This is a genomic window from Bartonella refiksaydamii (genome assembly GCF_902652675.1).
GTDB classification, from domain to species: Bacteria; Pseudomonadota; Alphaproteobacteria; order Rhizobiales; family Rhizobiaceae; genus Bartonella; species Bartonella refiksaydamii.
Genome location: NZ_LR736291.1, coordinates 38796 through 58984, shown reverse-complemented (window position 1 = coordinate 58984; position 20189 = coordinate 38796). Strand labels below are relative to the sequence as shown.

Here is a 20189-nt window from a genome sequence, read left to right as displayed (position 1 = left end):
ACTATTGTTAAAATAAAAGATTTTAGAAAAAACCAAAAAAATATTACAAATTTTTATTTTATCTGATACTCAGCACTGAATGCATTTTTGTAAAGCACCCTTCCCATTTTCAAGAATGATTCCGTAAATTTAATGAACGCAAATTTTATCATAATAATCTGCTTATATAATATATTAATATAAAAACAGCATTAATGTCTAAAATAAATATATATACACAATTATAGATTGTTACTTTAGTATTAATCACGTTTAAATATAAATTACGAACTTTATACACAAAATATATTATTATTCAATTAAATATATTCTTATTCAATTAAATAGTTTTGTATATTTGTCTATAATTTGTTATATGTTATCGCCAACTTAACGCTAAGCTTATTAGAACGGCAAAATATCATTTTCGGTGATTACTCGTTGACTCATTCTTAATATAAAAATGGTGAATAAAATGCGAAGAATATTCCAATTAATGTTAACCTCAGCTTTGGTTACAGGATGTGATATCCAAGATTCTACTGTGAACAAGAATAACCCAGAAAACAAAACGGAAATACAACAAACATCCGAAATAAATCTAGATCCGTATACTTTAAATAAACTAAATACTCTTCTTGAAAAACGTTCGAAGGTTAATGATCATGAGAGAAGAGAAATGATCAGCGCGCTATCCGAAGCTTTTCTAGGAACACCTTACCAAGCAAATATGTTACATGGGACAGAAAATATACCAGAAAAACTTATTATCGATTTTAGAGGTTTAGATTGCTTTACTTATCTGGACTATGTTGAAGCATTACGGAAATCAACATCACAAACAGAATTCATAAATAATGTTATAAAAACACGTTATGTTGATGGGAATATTAACTTTTTGAATCGGAAACACTTTTTCACCGATTGGGCTTATAGAGAATACAAACAAGCCAATGACATAACCGCACAGCTAAGTCCTCATGCAGTGAGCACTGAAAAGTATCTCAATAAAAAAGCTGATGGTGGAAATTACCTACCTGGACTACCAGTTGTTAAACGCAATATAACATATATTCCAAGTAACTTTATTAATGAAGAGGTTATAAGCCGTTTACAAACTGGTGATTTCATTGGTATTTATAGCAAACTTGCTGGATTGGATGTATCCCATGTGGGTTTCTTTATCATGACAGATAATGGCCCGATGTTACGAAATGCTTCTTCAAAAAAAGAAAATGAGAAAGTCGTGGATTCCCCTTTTATGGATTATGTTGTGAAAACACCAGGAATCGTCGTTTTAAGAGCTCTCCAATAAACTATACGGGGGATAGAAATATCCCCAACATTATCAAAATGTACTCAAGTCAGCATTTAAGTCATCAAAATAAATATCCAAATTCACGCAATTTATGCAGATACAACATTCTTGTTCATGATTTTAATTGCGACATCAGATAATTTTAATTTGGAGATCATAAAATTACCCTGCAATGCAAAATGATGAAGGCATTGGCCCACCACTATACATAAAAAGCCTCATTTTATTTCACGACGTTCCTTTTACCCGCAAATAACTGCTTATGCTTAATTAGCTATCAAGACCTTCGACATTCTAACTTTTTGACACATCATTGTTTTCTTATTAAACTCACACTCTCGTACGCATATTAAAGTTGAACAGCAAAAAAAGATATTGATTTTCAATCTATGAAAAAAAACAGGGAAAAGGCATTTTAGTGCTTACTTTCTTTGTCACTTAACCTATAAAATTATTTTAACCTCAAAATTTAATTTTGTCTGCCGCAATCGCGTACGGATATTTGTCATAGGGAAAAACCATGCCAAAACGCACAGATATAAAATCTATTCTTATCATTGGAGCAGGACCCATTGTTATTGGTCAGGCATGTGAATTTGACTATTCAGGTACACAAGCTTGCAAAGCACTAAAAGAAGAAGGTTATCGAATTATCTTAGTGAATTCCAATCCCGCTACCATTATGACAGATCCAGATTTAGCTGATGCGACTTATATTGAACCCATTACTCCTGAAATAGTTGCACAAATTATTGCTCTTGAACGACCCGACGCCCTTTTACCAACTATGGGAGGTCAAACAGCACTCAATACCGCTTTATCATTAAAGCGTATGGGAATTTTAGACCGCTACCATGTTGAAATGATAGGTGCAAATGCGGATGCCATTGATAAAGCGGAAGATCGTGCCTTGTTTCGCAAGGCGATGGCAAAAATTGGTTTGGAAACACCACGTTCTATGTTAGCCAATGCGACGGAACTCAAAGAAGAAAATCGTCAACAGCACGCAAAAACGCGCGATGAACTTAAATCGAGATTTTCTGGTGATACTCTTGACCAAGCACTAGAAGAGCTTGAACGCGATTGGCGACACACAGAAGCCGACCGCAAACAACACTATATCGCTCATGCGACGGCAAAAGCGGTTCAAGCTCTTGATGTTATTGGTCTTCCAGCTATTATCCGTCCTTCATTTACCCTTGGTGGTACCGGTGGAGGAATCGCTTACAACCGTTCTGAGTTTTATGAAATTATTGAACGCGGACTTGAGGCTTCACCTACAACAGAAGTTTTAATTGAAGAAAGTGTTTTGGGATGGAAAGAATATGAAATGGAAGTTGTTCGTGATAAGAACGACAACTGTATTATTGTTTGTTCCATTGAAAATATTGACCCTATGGGGATTCATACCGGTGATTCAATCACAGTAGCCCCTGCCCTCACTTTAACGGATAAAGAATATCAATGTATGCGCAATGCTTCAATTGCCGTATTGCGCGAAATTGGTGTTGAAACCGGTGGCTCAAATGTACAGTTTGCTGTTAACCCTGAAAATGGCCGCCTCATCGTCATTGAAATGAACCCGCGTGTTTCTCGCTCTTCAGCGCTTGCCTCAAAAGCAACAGGTTTTCCAATTGCCAAAGTAGCAGCTAAACTGGCAGTTGGCTACACACTTGATGAATTAAAAAATGATATCACGGGTGGTGCAACACCAGCATCATTTGAGCCTTCTATTGACTATATTGTTACCAAAATTCCTCGTTTTGCCTTCGAAAAATTTCCCGGCTCATCACCTGTCTTAACAACTGCAATGAAATCTGTAGGAGAAGTAATGGCCATAGGTCGTACTTTTCAAGAGTCACTGCAAAAAGCGCTCCGTGGGCTTGAAACAGGTCTTACCGGTCTTGATGAAATTATAATCCCAAAACATGCTGAAGGTGATGAAAAGAGTTCCATACGCTCCGCCATTGCAATACCAAGTCCTGATCGTCTGCGCTACATTGCCCAAGCAATGCGTACGGGCTTGCCCTTAAATGAAATTCACCAAATCAGCAAAATTGATCCATGGTTTCTAGAACAAATAGCCTCGATTATTGAAATGGAACAACGCATCCGCATTCATGGCTTACCCCAAGATACAGACAATCTACGCATGTTAAAAGCTATGGGTTTTTCGGATGCACGTTTAGCTACCCTTACAGGGCAAGAACCCGATAATATAGCTGCTTTGCGTAAAGCACTTAATGTTAAGCACGTTTTCAAACGGATTGACACTTGCGCTGCTGAATTTTCTTCACCTACCGCATATATGTATTCAACCTATGAAGTTCCCTTTGCAGGTGTAGAACACTCAGAAGCACAAGTTTCTGACCGCAAAAAAATTGCTATTTTAGGCGGGGGACCAAACCGCATCGGACAAGGCATTGAATTTGACTATTGTTGCTGCCACGCTGCTTTTGCGCTACGTGATGCAGGTTTCGAAGCTATTATGATTAACTGTAATCCTGAAACCGTCTCAACAGACTACGATACCTCTGATCGCCTTTATTTTGAATCTTTAACAACAGAAGATGTACTCGCTGTTTTAGAAACAGAACAGAAAAAAGGCGAATTGGTTGGAGTCATTGTCCAATTTGGTGGACAAACGCCATTGAAATTAGCAAGTGCACTAGAAAAACATAATATCCCTATCTTAGGCACTTCACCTGATTCCATTGATTTGGCAGAAGACAGAGACCGTTTTCAAAAATTGTTGTTCAAACTTAACCTAACGCAGCCTAAAAACGGTATTGCCCATTCAATCGAACAAGCACGCCTCATCGCCCATGAATTAGGCTTTCCATTGATTGTGCGTCCTTCTTATGTTTTAGGAGGACGTGCTATGCAAATTATCCGCGATGAGCGCAACTTACAAAATTATTTGCTTGAAAGTGTACCTGAACTGATTCCAGAAGATATTAAATCCCGCTATCCCAACGACCAAACGGCACAGATCAATACATTGCTTGGTAAAAATCCACTTTTATTTGATACCTATTTAACAGAAGCAATTGAAGTTGATGTTGATTGTCTATGTGATGGAGAAGAAACATGCGTTGTTGGCATTATGGAACATATTGAAGAAGCCGGTATTCACTCTGGTGATTCAGCATGTTCTTTACCAGTGCACACTCTCTCACATAAAATAGTAGCTGAATTAGAGCGTCAAACGAAAGCATTAGCACAAGCACTTCACGTTCGTGGCTTAATGAATGTACAATATGCCATTAAAGATAAAACAATTTATGTCTTAGAGGTTAATCCCCGTGCTTCGCGTACTGTCCCATTTGTTGCAAAGACGATTGGTCGTCCCATTGCAAAAATGGCCGCACGTATTATGGCAGGAGAAACTCTTCACAAAACGTTTCAAGTTTACGGTGGATTACCACAACAGAAACAACACATCGCTGTCAAAGAAGCAGTTTTTCCTTTTGCTCGTTTTTCAGGTGCCGATACACTTCTTGGTCCAGAAATGCGTTCAACCGGTGAAGTTATGGGACTTGATTACAAATTTGCTCTTGCTTTTGCTAAAGCCCAACTTGGAGCTGGTGTTGAGCTTCCAAAAGAAGGAACTTTGTTTGTTTCCGTAAGAGATGAAGACAAAAAACGTATCTTAAATCCCGTAAAACTTTTAAATAAACTTGGCTTTTCTGTTTTAGCAACAAGTGGAACACAAAAATTTCTTGCTGAACATAATGTTGAAGCGAAAAAAATCAACAAAGTTCTAGAGGGACACCCTCATATTGAAGATGCCATTCGTAATCGACAAATTCAATTGATTTTTAATACAACAAGTACTGCCAGTGCTATCTCAGACTCAAAGTCATTACGCCATGCAGCACTCATGCAAAAAGTCCCCTATTATACAACAATAGCTGGAGCCGAATCCGTAGTGGAAGCCATCAAAGCACTCAAAAAAAGTAGCCTTGAAGTGCATTCACTGCAAAGTTATTTCTCTTAAAAATTTTTATATGCAGAAAAACATATCACCCTTTATATTTTCTACCACTCTTTATCTTTATATAAAAATATTGATTAAAGCTTGCCTTTTATCTCAAAAACCTTTATACGGGTCCCATCGAACTTTCGGTTATGTGACTTTCTTTCCTGTGCAATCTGCACTTTCGGCGAAACTTCTCCCACCTAATTTCGATCTAAAACCGTATTGGATGCTTTTAGCTTCAGTACACAATGTAATTATATATTCTAAGGAGTTTCCTATGTCTACAGGAACAGTTAAGTGGTTTAACACAACAAAAGGTTTCGGATTCATTCAACCTAGTGATGGAAGTGCAGATGTGTTTGTACATATTTCTGCTGTTGAGCGTTCTGGTCTCAATAATCTTAATGAAGGGCAGAAAATTTCCTATGACGTTCTTCAAGATCGTCGTTCTGGAAAATTTGCCGCTGGTAACCTTACCGCACTTTGATATTTAAATTCTACATGCTATTTAAAAATCCTCACCTGTAAAGATGAGGATTTTTGTTTTTTATAAAGCATAATTTATCCTTATAAAACAAAACACTGAATATCTATTTTGTACAATTATAAAAATACTTCTGTCCCTCCTCTTATTTCATAAGTATCCTAAACGGCTTCCTTGTAAAAACTTCAAAAAACAACGATACAAATTCCGTATTTTAAACAAAATTTTCTAGGCGTTTTCCGACAGTTTTTTATTGCACACAATATAATCTCTTATAAAATGATAATCTCTTATAAAATGCTCTTAAAAAAGAGCGACAACTATTTGTTTATATCGTAAAGGACTGAAATTATGGCTTTTATTGCCAACAAGCTTTCACATATTAAACCTTCTGCAACGATTGCTGTTTCCCAAAAGGCGCGTACTTTGAAAGCGTTGGGCCGTGATGTTATTGCTTTAAGCGCTGGAGAATCAGATTTTGATACACCAGACAATATCAAAAATGCTGCCATTGAAGCTATTCGACGTGGGGAAACAAAATATACGCCTATATCTGGTATTCCAGAATTACGACAAGCAATTGCTGCAAAATTTCAAAGAGAAAATCATCTCACTTATCCACCAGAACAAATTATTGTTGGTACCGGTGGTAAGCAAATCATTTTTAATGCATTGATGGCAACTTTGAATAAAGGAGATGAAGTCATCATTCCTTCCCCTTACTGGGTCAGTTATCCGGAAATGGTTACTCTCAACGGTGGTGCACCTGTCTTTGTAGAAACCAAAGCCAAGTTTTCTTATAAACTTCAACCGCAAGAGCTAGAAGCTGCCATTACCCCAAAAACCAAATGGTTCATTTTTAACTCTCCTTCGAATCCATCAGGAGCCGCTTATACGCATGATGAATTAAAAAAGCTAACTGATGTTTTAATGAAATATCCTCATGTTCATATTCTCTCCGACGATATTTATGAACATCTCACATATGGGAGTTTTACTTTTGTCACTCCAGCTCAGGTAGAACCAGAGCTTTATGACCGTACACTAACAATGAACGGTGTTTCTAAGGCCTATGCCATGACAGGGTGGCGAATTGGTTATGCGGGAGGCCCGCGAAAATTAATTAAAGCTATGGATACCATTCAAGGTCAACAAACATCTGGTACAAGTGCTATCTCACAATGGGCAGCTGTCGAAGCACTAAATGGTCCTCAAGATTTTATCGCCAAAAATAAAAGTGTTTTTCAAGCACGCCGTGATCTCGTAGTTTCCATGTTAAACCAAGCTCTTGGTATTCACTGTCCAACGCCAGAAGGTGCCTTTTATGTTTATCCTTCCTGTGCAAAACTCATTGGAAAGAAAACCCTTAATGGCCAAATTATTACGAATGATGAAGACTTTGTCATAGCGCTTCTGGAAGCAGAATCAATTGCTGTCGTTCATGGATCTGCTTTTGGACTGGGACCAGCTTTCCGTATTTCTTATGCAACATCAGAAAAATTGCTTGAAGAAGCTTGCTTACGTATCCAGCGCTTTTGTAATAATTTGCTTTAAAGACTTTAGACGCGTCTGTTTTTACAGCTTTTTTCATTGCCAAACAGCTGATCTGAAAGATTTTCAGTCATTTGGTTATAGTTTAAGTGAACGGATTTTTCAGAAAGTGTGTATCGATAAAACTACACGGAGATATTTTTTTAGAACAAAGCAAAAAATAAAACATTCTATTCACAAGAGTGAGGACACGAATAATTTTAAAAATAATATACTTATAAAGCACATCTTTATCTTCTTTCCTTCATATTGACACATGCCACTGGCTTTTTATAACTCTACGATCAAAAAATAATTTTTTTCAAATTTTTATCCATATTAAATAACTATCACCAAAAACGCTTTTACATACTCATGCAACTTATACTTCTTAAATTAAATTTGTATCCGCTAAAAATTTGATACTTATAAATCCTAGGCCTCTCAATCAAACTCTTTCTATTCCACAATGGTTATTATAATCCCAATATTCCTCAAAGCTCCTCATCACACTTCGATGTACTTAAAAAATATTGGACACCCATAAAAATTTTTGAAAGCCTTTTTTTATCATCTCCTAAGAAATGTACATTTTTAGAGGCTCTCCCAAAAACTAAAAAAAAGCCGAACAAACGTTCGGCAAATTTAGAGAACCCCCAGAGATAAAACCAATCTGAAAGATTCTCGTAAGGGAACACTCAAGAAAATGCAATGAAAGATAACACAATCAAGAGATAGCACTCTATGTCATTTTATAAGAAAAAGCACAATAAAAACTTAAGCGTATCTGCTATGCAATAAATACATAGCTTAAAATACCACATCATTAAAAAGACCACTGACGCGCTTTTAAAAAAATATAATCCCGAAAAGCTTTCAATTTTACTAAATTTTTTAAAGCGTAAGGGTAACAAAAAAAAGTGTCAAAGGAAGGAATATCAACCATATCAGGAAAAAGACGCACGAGTCGCTCATCATGATTCACAATATAATCCGGAAGCACAGCGATACCAAGATCACACATAATCGCCTTCTTGATTGAAATAATATTATTGATTCGTAATACTGAAAGACGCAAAGAACCATCACTTCTACCAGCCTTTTCCAACCAATTTAAACCAGACAAATAAAGTGGAACAGGTTCTCCGAATGAAATAATACGGTGTTCATCCAGCTCAGACAATGTTTTTGGTTTTCCATAATTTACAATATAATTTTTCGAAGCGTAAACGTGCATATGAATTGTAAATAATTTTCTTTGTATAAGATCAGGCTGTTGAGGCTGCTGTAAACGAACAGCACAATCTGCATGACGCATCGTTAAATCGAGTTCTTTATCATCAAACAAGAGCTGAACCCGTATATCCGGATAAAGACTAAGGAATTCTGGCATACGCTCCACAAGCCACCCTGCTCCCATTCCGAAGGTCGATGTAACACGTAAATTCCCTGCGGGCTTTTCACAGCTTTCACTTAATTGCAAGCGTGCACTCTCAAGTTTCATCAAAACATCATGCGTTGTCCGATAAAGAATTTCACCCTGCTCTGTTAAGATTAGCCCACGAGCATGACGCTGAAACAAGGACACCCCAACATCGTTCTCTAAAGCTGAAACCTGTCGTGAAATTGCTGATTGGGATAAATGAAGCTTTTGTGCCGCATGTGTAAAAGACCCCGCTTCTGCAACAGCATGAAAAACTCTTAATTTATCCCAATCCAACGGTGACATCACACTTTTACCTCTAATTTTTTTTACTTTTTCAACAAATCTTCATGTTTGCATATCTAAAAAACGTTCTACCTCCAACGCTGCCATACATCCCCTTCCTGCTGCTGTTACAGCTTGGCGAAATGTTTCGTCTGTTACATCACCAGCAGCAAAAACACCAGCAATGCTTGTTGCTGTTGAATCTGGCGCTGTCCATAAATAACCGCCTCGTTTTTGTTTCAGTTGCCCTTCAAACAAAGAAACAGCGGGGTCATGACCAATGGCAATAAATATTCCCTCTGCATTCACCTTAATTCCTTGTCCAGTTTTAACGTTTTTAAGTTGTGCACCCGTTACAACAGCTCCCCTTGAATCTTGAGCTGGCAAACCAACAATTTCTTCTACCACATGATCCCAAAAAACACGTACATTATCGCAAGCAAGCAATCTATCTTGCAAAATTTTTTCTGCCCGAAAATAATCCCGACGATGAACCACACTTACACTCTTTGCCAAATGCGATAAATAAAGAGCTTCTTCAACGGCTGTATTTCCACCGCCCACAACAATGACATCCTTATCACGATAAAAAAAGCCATCACATGTAGCGCAAGCAGAAACGCCACCACCCATAAAGGTCTTCTCACTTTCCAAACCAAGCCAACGCGCTTGTGCTCCTGTTGCAATAATCAGTGCATCACAACAATATTGCGTTCCTGAATCTCCATATAAAATAAAAGGGTACTTTAATAAATCAGCCTTTGTAATACTATCATAGACAATTTTTGTACCCATATTTTCAGCTTGTTTTGCCATTTGTTCCATCAACCATGGTCCTTGAATTGGTTCAGCAAAACCTGGATAATTTTCAACATCAGTTGTAATCGTCAACTGTCCGCCCTGCTGTAAGCCAGTAACCAAAACTGGCTTAAGCATTGCTCTTGCCGCATAGATCGCCGCTGTATAACCAGCTGGACCCGAGCCAATAATAAGCAACCGGATATGCGATTGTGCCATAAAATCCCCTTCACTTTTTCTTATTTAATTATTCTATAAATTATAATGAAATGCTGCATTAAAAACATTTTTCAACAGCCTCAATTATGGTGTATACGTATTTCTTTCTAAATTTAGTGAAAAGGTTTAGTTGTCAATTCATTAGATCCTACTTAATGTGGGAATCAGTTTTTACCCTATAAAGAAAAAAACGTAAATTCTTATGAGTACAAAACCATCACAAAAAAAGATTCAAAGATAGGGAACGGTCATTTTTCAATTTATTATCAATGTCTGTGCACGCTTTGCGTTAATCATGGGAGGAGCAATGCTTCTACCAATCTTCATAGATTTGCACGACAACAATCATAATTGGATAACCTTTCTTTACTCTTGCGCCATAACTACGATATTAGCAACACTGATTCTTTTAGCAACAAAAGGTGCTACCTGCCGTTTTTCAGCACGGCTTGGTTTTATGCTCACTGTCTGCCTTTGGCTAACAGGAAGCATCGTGGGTGCCTTACCTCTTTATCTTTCTCCTCTCTCAATTTCTCTAGCAGAAGCAATCTTTGAATCCGTTTCTGGAATCACCACCACAGGCTCTACAGTACTCACTGGTCTTGACAATTTATCGCGAAGTATTTTGTTATGGCGTTCTATAATATGCTGGATTGGAGGCATTGGCTTTATCGGTTTAGCATTATTGCTTTTGCCTTCACTACGAGTTGGTGGAGTGCGACTGTTTCATATGGAATCATCCGATAAATCTGAAAAAATATTGCCCCGTATCAACCAAATTGCCAATGGAATTATCATAGCCTATGTTGGATTAACACTTACTTGTATGCTTTCCTATTTTGCTTCGGGGATGAGCTTATTTGATGCCATAAACCATGCAATGAGTACGGTAGCAACAGCTGGATTTTCAACGCACGATGCCTCTTTTGGCTATTTCTCTGATAAACCAGCCATCTTGATTATTTCAACAATCTTCATGTTGCTCTCCGCGCTACCTTTCGTACTTTATGTTAAATTATTGCTTCCTGGCCGTTCCAAACGCTTCATCGATCCACAAGTGGTTGTTTTTTTCCATATTGTTTTCCTCTTCAGCTTTGCTTTAGCGGCATGGCTGCGATTTCATGATCATCGGGCTTTCTACTTAATTTTTCTTGATGTCATTTTTCACCTTTCATCTATCATTAGCACTACTGGCTATAGTGCTGAAGATTATCAACTTTGGGGACCGTTTGCGCTTGGGATTTTTTTTATTGTTTCTTTTACAGGTGGGTGTGCTGGTTCTACCTCTGGTGGAATGAAAATCAATCGCTTGATTATCCTTTGGCGTATTACGCAAACAAATATAGAAAAACTTTTTTCTCCTAATGTCGTTGTAAAAGCGCGCTATGATCATTCAAACATCTCGAGCGATGTTGCCAAAGCAGTTTTATTTTTTGTATGCCTTTATATGTTTTGTCTTCTTATCGGCACTGCACTTTTGCTTACAACCGGTCTTGACTTTACTTCTGCCTTTACGGGCGTCTTAACGGCTCTTTCAAATATTGGCCCAGGTTTTGGAGATATTATTGGTCCTGCTGGAAATTTCTCCACAATTAATGATAATGCTCTATGGATTTTGAGTTTTCTCATGCTCGCTGGGCGTCTTGAAATTATAACCATATTCGTGCTTTTTATCCCCGCTTTTTGGCGTGAGCAATTTTAATGCATAGTATTTAATCTCGTAATAATAAGAAATTCACAAGATAAACAACGTATATTACACAAAATCGGTTCTCAAAATAGAAACCTTCACTTCTTTTTTTTGCGCATTAACTGTTAAAAATAGACGCGACATACCAAGAACTCTCCAATGTTACTCAAGAGCTTTTACATCAGCAAGATCTTATAACATTCTTTCTTTATGCATCTCCTCAACAAAGAGGAGAAAACTTCATATAACATCTCAATATATCTTATCAATAGTTTCTCATTAAGAAAAAACATTGAGTGATTTTAATAAAATTTTTTTTCTAGTATAACACGCCTGTTATAATTTTATTATTGCAGAATACACAATTATTTCCACTCCTGAAGCAATACAAACATCTTTAACAATCCAGCATTTATAAAAAGAACACCGCAATATATTCTCAAAAAGCATTCCTCAAGTAAGAAAAAATTATCCCTTTCCTGTATTTACATCACTCTAAAAGTATAAAATTTTAGCTCTTCGATCAAAAACTTTGCTAGCTTATCGTTACATCACCTGAAAAACATGCCAAATTCTGCGAAATAACATTTGCATTATTTAGCTATTCGCTTGAAATATTTACTTGTAGAGACTTTTAAAAATGGCACATTCTCTCCTCTTCTCAAGAAGATTTCTGAGATATTTAAAATGTTTTTTCCGCAAACATTGCCTCGTAAATGCCCCCAATTTCAGCTGCCTCCTTTTCCAAAGGAAAGTGGGCACGAACGTGGGCTAAAGCTTTTTTCCCTACTGCCATTGTTTTTTCTAAATCAGTAAAATAAGGTTCAATCGCTGCTGTTAAAGCCGCTCCATCTCCAGCTTTCACAACCGTTCCTGTTCCCTCTACTACCAATTCTTTAAAAATTCCCACATCACTCGTCACTACAGCTGTCTGTGATGCCATTGCCTCCAATGGTGTCAAACCAAAACCTTCCAAACGAGAAGGAGTCACATAAAGTGACAGACGACGATACCACAGAGGTATATCAAGCCTCTCACCAAGAAAAATAATGCGATCGCTCAAACCAGACTCAGCAATCTTCCGTCGCAATTTTTTTTCAAAACTATAATGCTGTTCTGTAGTCCGACCAGCGATAAGCGCTGTCCACTCAGGATAGTGAGGCAATAATGTTATCATTGCATCCACAAACAGATCAGTGCCCTTCAAATAACGCACGCGCCCAAAACACCCTACTGCATATTTCCCTAGCAATCCAGTTGCTGAAAAGTAATCATCAGGAATTTGGGGAGGTGAAAAACGCCTAACATCTACTCCATGCATAATAACCTGACAAGGTACTTCCAGATAAGTTGCTGTACATACACTAGTAGCAATAACCTTATCCATACGACGAAGCAACCATTTGGTAAAAGGCTTATGGTGGCGTCGAGATGCCGAAGTAAAGATGAGTTTAAGCTTCATTCGCAAAACATCCCGCAAAAATATTCCGCAAAGCATCTCAATATTGCGCCGTGCATGCCAAATACGAAACGGCTTTTCCCTCGGACTTTTCCAAAGTCCAAAAAGATCGCTGAAGGAAAGAAACGGTAAATCTCGCGGTAACCCAAATCCAAAAGTGGAGATACGCACCCCCTGTTGTCGCTGCAATGGAATGAGCTGGATAACTGTAGAGGTCACTCCTGATAAGCGCTTTTTAAAGTGAGGAACGATAATCTCTGTTTCTTCCAAAGATACATGCATAACAATTTAGATGTACTGAACCTTAATAATTTCGTAATTATGCGAACCACCTGGTGCATTCACCTCAATCACATCACCTTCTTGCTTGCCAATGAGTGCACGCGCAATAGGGGAAGAAATAGAGATTTTACCAGTTTTGACATCAGCCTCTTGATCACCAACGATCTGATAAACCTTTTTCTCCCCAGTATCTTCATCCAAAAGCTTGATAGTGGCTCCAAATTTAATTTTGTCCCCTGAAAGGCGTGCAACATTAATAACTTCCGCCCGCGCAATATAGTCTTCAAGCTCATTTATACGCCCCTCATTATGACTTTGTGCCTCTTTAGCAGCGTGATATTCAGCATTTTCTGATAAATCACCATGTGCACGTGCCTCAGAAATTGCTTCAATAATTCGCGGACGTTCCTGTTGTTGGCGCCAACGTAACTCTTCTTTAAGACTTTCAAAACCAGCTGTAGTCATCGGAACTTTTTCCATAACCCGTCCCTTTCTATTACACGGAAGGTTTAATAAAAACACAAAAAACGGCTTCCAAAATCACTTTTGGAATCCGAAAACCATAATCCTCTCTTATTATATAGTACAGTATCCCCCTTTTCCATATAAAAATAGAAAAAGGAATAAAGTATTCACCAATTGTGTTTAAGCTATCTACTATTTTAGCGCTTAAAACGCTAAACTGCACTCCGACTATTAGAGTCTTAAAGAGGAAATAATTGTATTTTTTTCTGTTTTATCATAACTTAATGAAAGAGATCTCATATGAAAAGAAAAGAAAAACTCTAAAGGAATCCTCTACAAAAAATGAAAAAGCTCGTAATTTTTTTTTGTTTTTGGCTCTCTCTAACCTCAACGGGATCTGGAGCTGCAGATGCCTTTACCACAAAAAACCTTAATCTTAGAACGGGACCAAGCATTCAATATATGCTTCGTGGTTTAATCCCTGCAGGAAAGTTAGTATTTGTCCAAACGTGTAAAAGGAACTGGTGCCACATCAGATATAACACTCAAATAGGTTGGGTATCATCTCGTTACCTCTCATTTAAAGATGGAAATGACCTTTATCAGACATACACGACACTTTCAGAAACTAAGCATAATACATACAGCCATTATCCACGGTAGCTAATGGTAAATATTACAAATAAGCGCCCTGTCAATATCATGACGCAGGTGGGACAATGTACATGAACAACTACAAATATCGTCTCACTCTAAAAAACCGAAAAACCTTCTTATAGGATTAGTCTAATATCCCAAATTTATCAAATATTCTATAAAATATTCGATAAACCGCAACAAAACTGCTAATTAACGTTTTGTCGTTATCACGATTAAATTGTAAAATTTAGTATTTTTTTAACCACAAACACTTTTTTATATCAAAAAGAGGATGCAACAATGAAAAATGGTGTTACAGCAACAGTAGAAGCTCTTTCTGCTCTGATTGCGTCAGGCAATCCCCTTTTTAAGAATGGCGTATTATGGACACCCCACCGCCCTGCTCGTCCTGAAAAATCTGAAGGTGGCATTCCGTTTCAACTCGAAACATCCTTTGAACCTGCGGGAGATCAACCTCAAGCAATCAAAACTCTGGTTGAGGGGATCGAAAAGGATGAGCGTACACAAGTACTTTTGGGTGTTACTGGCTCAGGAAAAACCTATACAATGGCCAAAATCATTGAAAAAACACAACGCCCAGCTTTGATCCTAGCACCAAATAAAACTTTAGCAGCACAGCTTTACGGAGAATTTAAAAGCTTTTTCCCCCACAATGCCGTCGAATATTTTGTTTCTTATTATGACTATTATCAGCCAGAAGCCTACGTTGCGCGCTCTGACACTTATATTGAAAAGGAATCCTCTATTAATGAACAAATCGACCGTATGCGCCACGCTGCAACACGTGCTGTACTTGAACGTGATGATGTCATTATTGTTGCATCTGTATCTTGTATCTACGGAATTGGTTCAGTCGAAACCTATACTGCTATGACGTTTGAAATAAAAAAAGGTGACAAACTTAATCAACAACAATTACTCACTGATTTAGTTGCTCAACACTATCGTCGACAAAATATCAACTTCATTCGTGGTTCCTTTCGTGTTCGAGGAGATATAATTGAAATTTTTCCTGCCCACCTTGAAGATCGTGCTTGGCGTATTTCACTTTTTGGCGAAGAAGTAGAAACAATTACTGAATTTGATCCCCTCACAGGACAAAAAACAGATGATCTTCAATCAATTAAAATTTATGCCAATTCACACTACGTCACACCACGCCCAACATTAAATCAGGCAATGAGATTCATCAAAATGGAATTGGTGCAACGCCTTGCCGAATTAAATGCCGCGGGACGTCTTTTAGAGGCACAACGTTTAGAACAGCGTACAACTTTTGATTTGGAAATGTTGGAAACAACCGGCTCATGCGCCGGAATCGAAAATTATTCACGCTATTTAACGGGGCGCAAACCTGGTGAACCACCTCCAACCTTGTTTGAATATATTCCAAACAATGCTCTCGTTTTTATCGATGAAAGCCATGTAACTATTCCCCAAATTGGTGGCATGTACCGAGGTGACTTTCGAAGAAAAGCAACCTTAGCAGAATATGGATTTCGTCTCCCTTCCTGTATGGATAATCGTCCCTTACGCTTTGAAGAATGGGATGCTATGCGCCCACAAACTATTGCTGTCTCCGCAACACCTGGACGCTGGGAAATAGAACAAGCTCACGGGATTTTTGCTGAACAAATTATTCGCCCAACAGGATTGATTGATCCAGCAACAGAAATTCGCCCAGCATCCAGCCAAGTCGATGATGTTGTGAACGAAATTCGTAAAACAATTCAAAAAGGCTACCGTACCTTAGTAACGGTTTTAACCAAGTGTATGGCCGAAGATTTGACAGAATATCTCCATGAACAAGGCATTCGCGTACGCTATATGCATTCTGATATTGATACGTTAGAGCGTATTGAAATTCTACGTGATCTTCGGCTTGGTACCTTTGATGTTCTCATCGGCATCAACTTACTTCGAGAAGGCTTAGATATTCCAGAATGCGGTTTTGTTGCTATTTTAGATGCCGATAAAGAGGGGTTTTTGCGCTCTGAAACTTCTCTCGTACAAACAATCGGACGCGCTGCGCGCAATGTAGATGGCCACGTTATCCTTTACGCAGATACAATCACAGGCTCCATAGAACGCGCCTTACAGGAGACACAAAGACGTCGACAAAAACAAATAGCCTACAATGAAAAGCACCATATCACACCAATCAGTATCAAAAAAAATATCGATGATATTCTCAATTCAGGAGGCAAAAACAACCATACTTCCACAAATATTCCTGATTTTATCAGGCAAAACAATATGGTTGGCAACAATTTAACACTCCATATTAAATACCTTGAAAAATCAATGCATGAAGCATCTGCTGATCTTAACTTTGAAGAAGCAGCACGACTTCGCGATGAAATCAAACAATTACAAGAGATAGAACTAGAAATCACGGAGAATCCCTTAACACATCATGGCGAACAATCCCCCCACGACCAAGTATTACAACCAAGTCTTTTCTCCAAACCAGACCTTGATCATATGGGACCAACCATAGATACTGGTCTTCCGGAAAATCGAAAAGGAAAATCTCGTAAAAACACCCCTAACCAAACGACCATAAAACGAAAAAATACGCGTCCAACAAAGGATCCCAAAAATTAAAACCACCAAAAATAATCTTCTGCTCTTCTAAAAAAATGACTAAACATGAAAAGCAACCAATATTGCCCTAAAAATAGATAACCTCAAACATTAAGGATACTCCAATTAGTCTAAAACACCATAAGAGAAAACAGTTTACAAAAAATGCTTAAAATTATTGACTTTTTAAGCAATTTTTCTCGCTAAACCACTTTATAAAAATCCATAAAACTATAAAAAACTTATAAATTCTAAAAAACGCAGACAAATTTAAAGAAAACATCTCTGACATATCAAAAAAATAATCGAAATATATTATCTTAATACAATTATACTATGATATATAACTCAATATTATTTATCATTACAAAAGAATAGCAAAACAGGATAGTGTTCTATAACACAAATAAAGTAAAATAAAACTTTATCATAACACCATAAGCCTATTATAACAAAAACGATAGCTTTCATTCATACACATATTGTTAAATTCATATTGTATAAAGTAATACAAAAAATTATTACTAAATAAATAATTTATAACAAATAGTAAAAAAATAGCTTCTCTCAATACAAACTTATCAAGTAAACTTAAGCTAAGTAAAATAATTGAAATCAAAATTCTGTCACTATTTTATTTTACTGTATCAAGAATAGGTTTAACTAAATAGATTATTATTTGTTTTGTCACAATAAAGTCTGAAATTGTTCAGGCCCTATTCAGTTTGAAACGCGTAGGATGTGAAAAATACGAATTTACACAAGGAGTATCATTATGAAAAGAGTGATCAGGTTAGCGGTATTATCAGCAATGTCAACTGTAACCGTTTTGATACCGTTAGATACAACGCTTGCGGATATGGCATGGTATCATAGTAACCATATTTCAAAAGAAATAGATGATATGATAAGGTATAAGATTAAACAAACAGATGATATGATGAGGGAAATGAGGAGCAAGGCTGGTTTATCGTCTCACAATTTTAGTTCCTATTCTTCTCATAGTAAATATCACTCTTCTTTTGATAAGCCCCACCACCATCATTATATCGACCATAAAAGAACGGATCATCATCATCATCATCATCATCATCATGATCATCATGTTGAACGCAAAACATATAAATATGTCGAGCGCAAAACGACGAAACGCAGTAATATTCATACAAATAACTCAGGTGATGCTTTAGCCGTAGGTATTCTTGGTCTTGCGGCAGGTGCAATTCTTGGCAATGTTTTAAAGCAGCCAAAACAACCAACAATTGTTTACCAAACAGCACCACAAAATCAGGTAATCTATGAAGTTCAGCCAACATATCAGCCACTTCAACAATCGCAAATATCTGATTGGCTTAAATATTGCAAAAAAAAATATCGTTCATTCAATCCTAAAACGGGCACATTCCGAGGCTATGATGGTGCGGAACACTTTTGTTACGCTCCAGTAAATTAACTTTTTAATAATTTTGCTAGAGAAATCTTAAACGGCACAAAAAAACGCTTTAGGGCGTTTTTTTGTTTGCTCACATATTACCCCCCCTAAAGAAAAGGATTATTTTGGCGTTCATATCCTATTTGACTTCTTGGACCATGACCGCAAATAAAATGAACATCATCGCCTAAGGGTAAAACTTTTTCTTTAAGAGATTTCATCAATTCTTCATGAGAACAGAATGGAAAATCCGTACGTCCAATAGAGCCACGAAAAAGGACATCCCCCAATAAAGCGAAGCGTTCTTTTTCATTGAAATAAATGACATGACCAGGAGAGTGTCCCGGTGTGTGAAAAACCCTAAACTCATGCCCAGCAAAATGAACGCTATCACCATCTTCTAACCATTGATCAGGGATACAAATACACGCATCAGTGATGCCATAACTTTTTGCGCTTTCGCTTACAGCATCCATCAGGGGCTTGTCAGCACGATGAGAACCAATGATTTTAACATCAAGGGCTTCTTTAGCTTGCATTGCCGCTCCTACATGATCAAAATGACCATGTGTTATCCAAATAGCTTCAACGGTAACACCCCTCTTCTGGATCACTTCTTGGACGCGAAGCCAATCACCTCCAGGATCAACCAATACCCCTACTTTTTTTTCGTTATCAAAAAGCAAAGTGCAATTTTGTTGAAAAGGCGTAACTGGAATAATATGTGCACTAAAATTATTCATGATGTCCTTTTCAAAAACAAAACTCTTCCAAACTTAAAAGACACATTTCTTTCCCTTTTATAGAAAATAGCCTGCTCGACAGCTTTATACAACTTATGTAAACTTGAGTTTTGTGTAAACTAAATTTTTGTCAAGGTTTTTAAAAATGACCGATCATGTTCAAGTTTTGTGTGACGATGCACCTCACCTTCTTGTAATTGATGACGACACCCGTATTCGCAATCTTTTATTTCAATTCCTCATTAAAAATGGTTTTCGCGTTTCAGTCTCAGCCAATGCCAATGAAGCAAAACGACAACTCGCATGCTTAGATTTTGACCTTCTTATAGTTGATGTCATGATGCCCGGCGAAAATGGTATAGATCTTACCTATTCACTGCGACAAACAAAAGATGTTCCTATCCTCATGCTTACAGCTTTATCAGAAACTGTCCACCGTATTCATGGTTTAGAAGCGGGCGCTGATGACTATCTTGCTAAGCCGTTTGATCCTCGTGAACTTTTACTTCGCATTAACGCTATTTTACGACGTGGTTTTTCACTAAAGCAACCCAAAATCGAACAGATCGTTTTTGGACCATATATCTTTTCAATTGCACGACGCGAGCTAAAAAAAGGAGGAGAAATTATTAAACTGACAGATACAGAACAAAAAATGATGGTTCTTTTTGCCGAAAATGCAGGTGATATCATTCCACGCCATAAATTTGCAACGGACGATAACAATATCGGTGAACGCGCCATTGATGTACAGATCAATCGTCTCCGTCGTAAAATCGAAAAAAATCCAGCTCTCCCAATATGGCTCCAAACTGTGCGAGGAATAGGTTATAAACTCTCAATTGAATAAATAC

14 protein-coding genes are annotated in these 20189 nt (G+C 37.4%); 9 read left to right on the top strand and 5 right to left on the bottom strand.

The features are described from left to right. Nucleotides 1-454: 454 nt before the first annotated feature. The 4 genes from GQO39_RS01990 to GQO39_RS01975 all read left to right on the top strand — a co-directional run bounded on the left by GQO39_RS01990 (nucleotide 455) and on the right by GQO39_RS01975 (nucleotide 7317). Entirely contained in the window at nucleotides 455-1294 is an 840-nt protein-coding gene (locus tag GQO39_RS01990) for a DUF1460 domain-containing protein (protein ID WP_156850727.1), read from the top strand. A 523-nt stretch (nucleotides 1295-1817) separates the two neighbouring features. Continuing rightward, on the top strand, nucleotides 1818-5297 hold the full coding sequence (gene carB, locus GQO39_RS01985) for a carbamoyl-phosphate synthase large subunit (RefSeq protein WP_156850726.1): 3480 nt from the start codon (nucleotides 1818-1820) through the stop codon (nucleotides 5295-5297). A 259-nt stretch (nucleotides 5298-5556) separates the two neighbouring features. Continuing rightward, nucleotides 5557-5766 carry a cold-shock protein gene (locus GQO39_RS01980; protein WP_004855916.1) on the top strand — a complete coding sequence of 70 codons (210 nt, stop codon included), beginning with the start codon at nucleotides 5557-5559 and terminating at the stop codon, nucleotides 5764-5766. Between the two features lie 348 nt (nucleotides 5767-6114). Next, entirely contained in the window at nucleotides 6115-7317 is a 1203-nt protein-coding gene (locus GQO39_RS01975; RefSeq protein WP_156850725.1) for a pyridoxal phosphate-dependent aminotransferase, read from the top strand. An 802-nt stretch (nucleotides 7318-8119) separates the two neighbouring features. Here GQO39_RS01975 and GQO39_RS01970 read toward each other — a convergent pair. Continuing rightward, a complete protein-coding gene (locus tag GQO39_RS01970; protein ID WP_156850724.1) occupies nucleotides 8120-9025 on the bottom strand; it encodes a LysR family transcriptional regulator in 906 nt (301 codons plus the stop codon). A gap of 39 nt (nucleotides 9026-9064) precedes the next feature. Continuing rightward, nucleotides 9065-10018, bottom strand: a complete 954-nt coding sequence (trxB, locus tag GQO39_RS01965) for a thioredoxin-disulfide reductase (RefSeq protein ID WP_156850723.1) — start codon at nucleotides 10016-10018, stop codon at nucleotides 9065-9067. A gap of 307 nt (nucleotides 10019-10325) precedes the next feature. Between trxB and GQO39_RS01960 the strand changes: the two genes are divergently transcribed. Further along, nucleotides 10326-11720, top strand: coding sequence for a TrkH family potassium uptake protein (locus GQO39_RS01960; protein ID WP_156850722.1), 1395 nt, complete (start codon nucleotides 10326-10328; stop codon nucleotides 11718-11720). A 670-nt stretch (nucleotides 11721-12390) separates the two neighbouring features. Here GQO39_RS01960 and GQO39_RS01955 read toward each other — a convergent pair. Both GQO39_RS01955 and greA read right to left on the bottom strand, forming a co-directional pair. After that, entirely contained in the window at nucleotides 12391-13449 is a 1059-nt protein-coding gene (locus tag GQO39_RS01955) for a glycosyltransferase family 4 protein (protein WP_156850721.1), read from the bottom strand. 6 nt (nucleotides 13450-13455) lie between these two features. Further along, the gene (gene greA, locus GQO39_RS01950) at nucleotides 13456-13929 is read right to left on the bottom strand and encodes a transcription elongation factor GreA (RefSeq protein ID WP_156850720.1); all 474 of its coding nucleotides are present in this window, start codon (nucleotides 13927-13929) and stop codon (nucleotides 13456-13458) included. 327 nt (nucleotides 13930-14256) lie between these two features. On the opposite strand from greA, the gene GQO39_RS09395 reads away from it, so the two are divergent. The 3 genes from GQO39_RS09395 to GQO39_RS01935 all read left to right on the top strand — a co-directional run bounded on the left by GQO39_RS09395 (nucleotide 14257) and on the right by GQO39_RS01935 (nucleotide 18613). After that, complete coding sequence (locus GQO39_RS09395; RefSeq protein ID WP_156850719.1) at nucleotides 14257-14577, top strand: SH3 domain-containing protein; 321 nt, start codon at nucleotides 14257-14259, stop codon at nucleotides 14575-14577. Between the two features lie 276 nt (nucleotides 14578-14853). Next, the gene (uvrB, locus tag GQO39_RS01940; protein WP_156850718.1) at nucleotides 14854-17181 is read left to right on the top strand and encodes an excinuclease ABC subunit UvrB; all 2328 of its coding nucleotides are present in this window, start codon (nucleotides 14854-14856) and stop codon (nucleotides 17179-17181) included. Between the two features lie 754 nt (nucleotides 17182-17935). Then, on the top strand, nucleotides 17936-18613 hold the full coding sequence (locus tag GQO39_RS01935) for a BA14K family protein (protein WP_156850717.1): 678 nt from the start codon (nucleotides 17936-17938) through the stop codon (nucleotides 18611-18613). Nucleotides 18614-18699: 86 nt separating this feature from the next. Here GQO39_RS01935 and GQO39_RS01930 read toward each other — a convergent pair whose 3' ends face one another. Then, a complete protein-coding gene (locus GQO39_RS01930; protein ID WP_156850716.1) occupies nucleotides 18700-19335 on the bottom strand; it encodes an MBL fold metallo-hydrolase in 636 nt (211 codons plus the stop codon). A 145-nt stretch (nucleotides 19336-19480) separates the two neighbouring features. Here GQO39_RS01930 and GQO39_RS01925 point away from each other — a divergent pair, with 145 nt between their 5' ends. Further along, entirely contained in the window at nucleotides 19481-20185 is a 705-nt protein-coding gene (locus GQO39_RS01925) for a response regulator (RefSeq protein WP_156850715.1), read from the top strand. The last annotated feature ends 4 nt before the right edge of the window (nucleotides 20186-20189 follow it).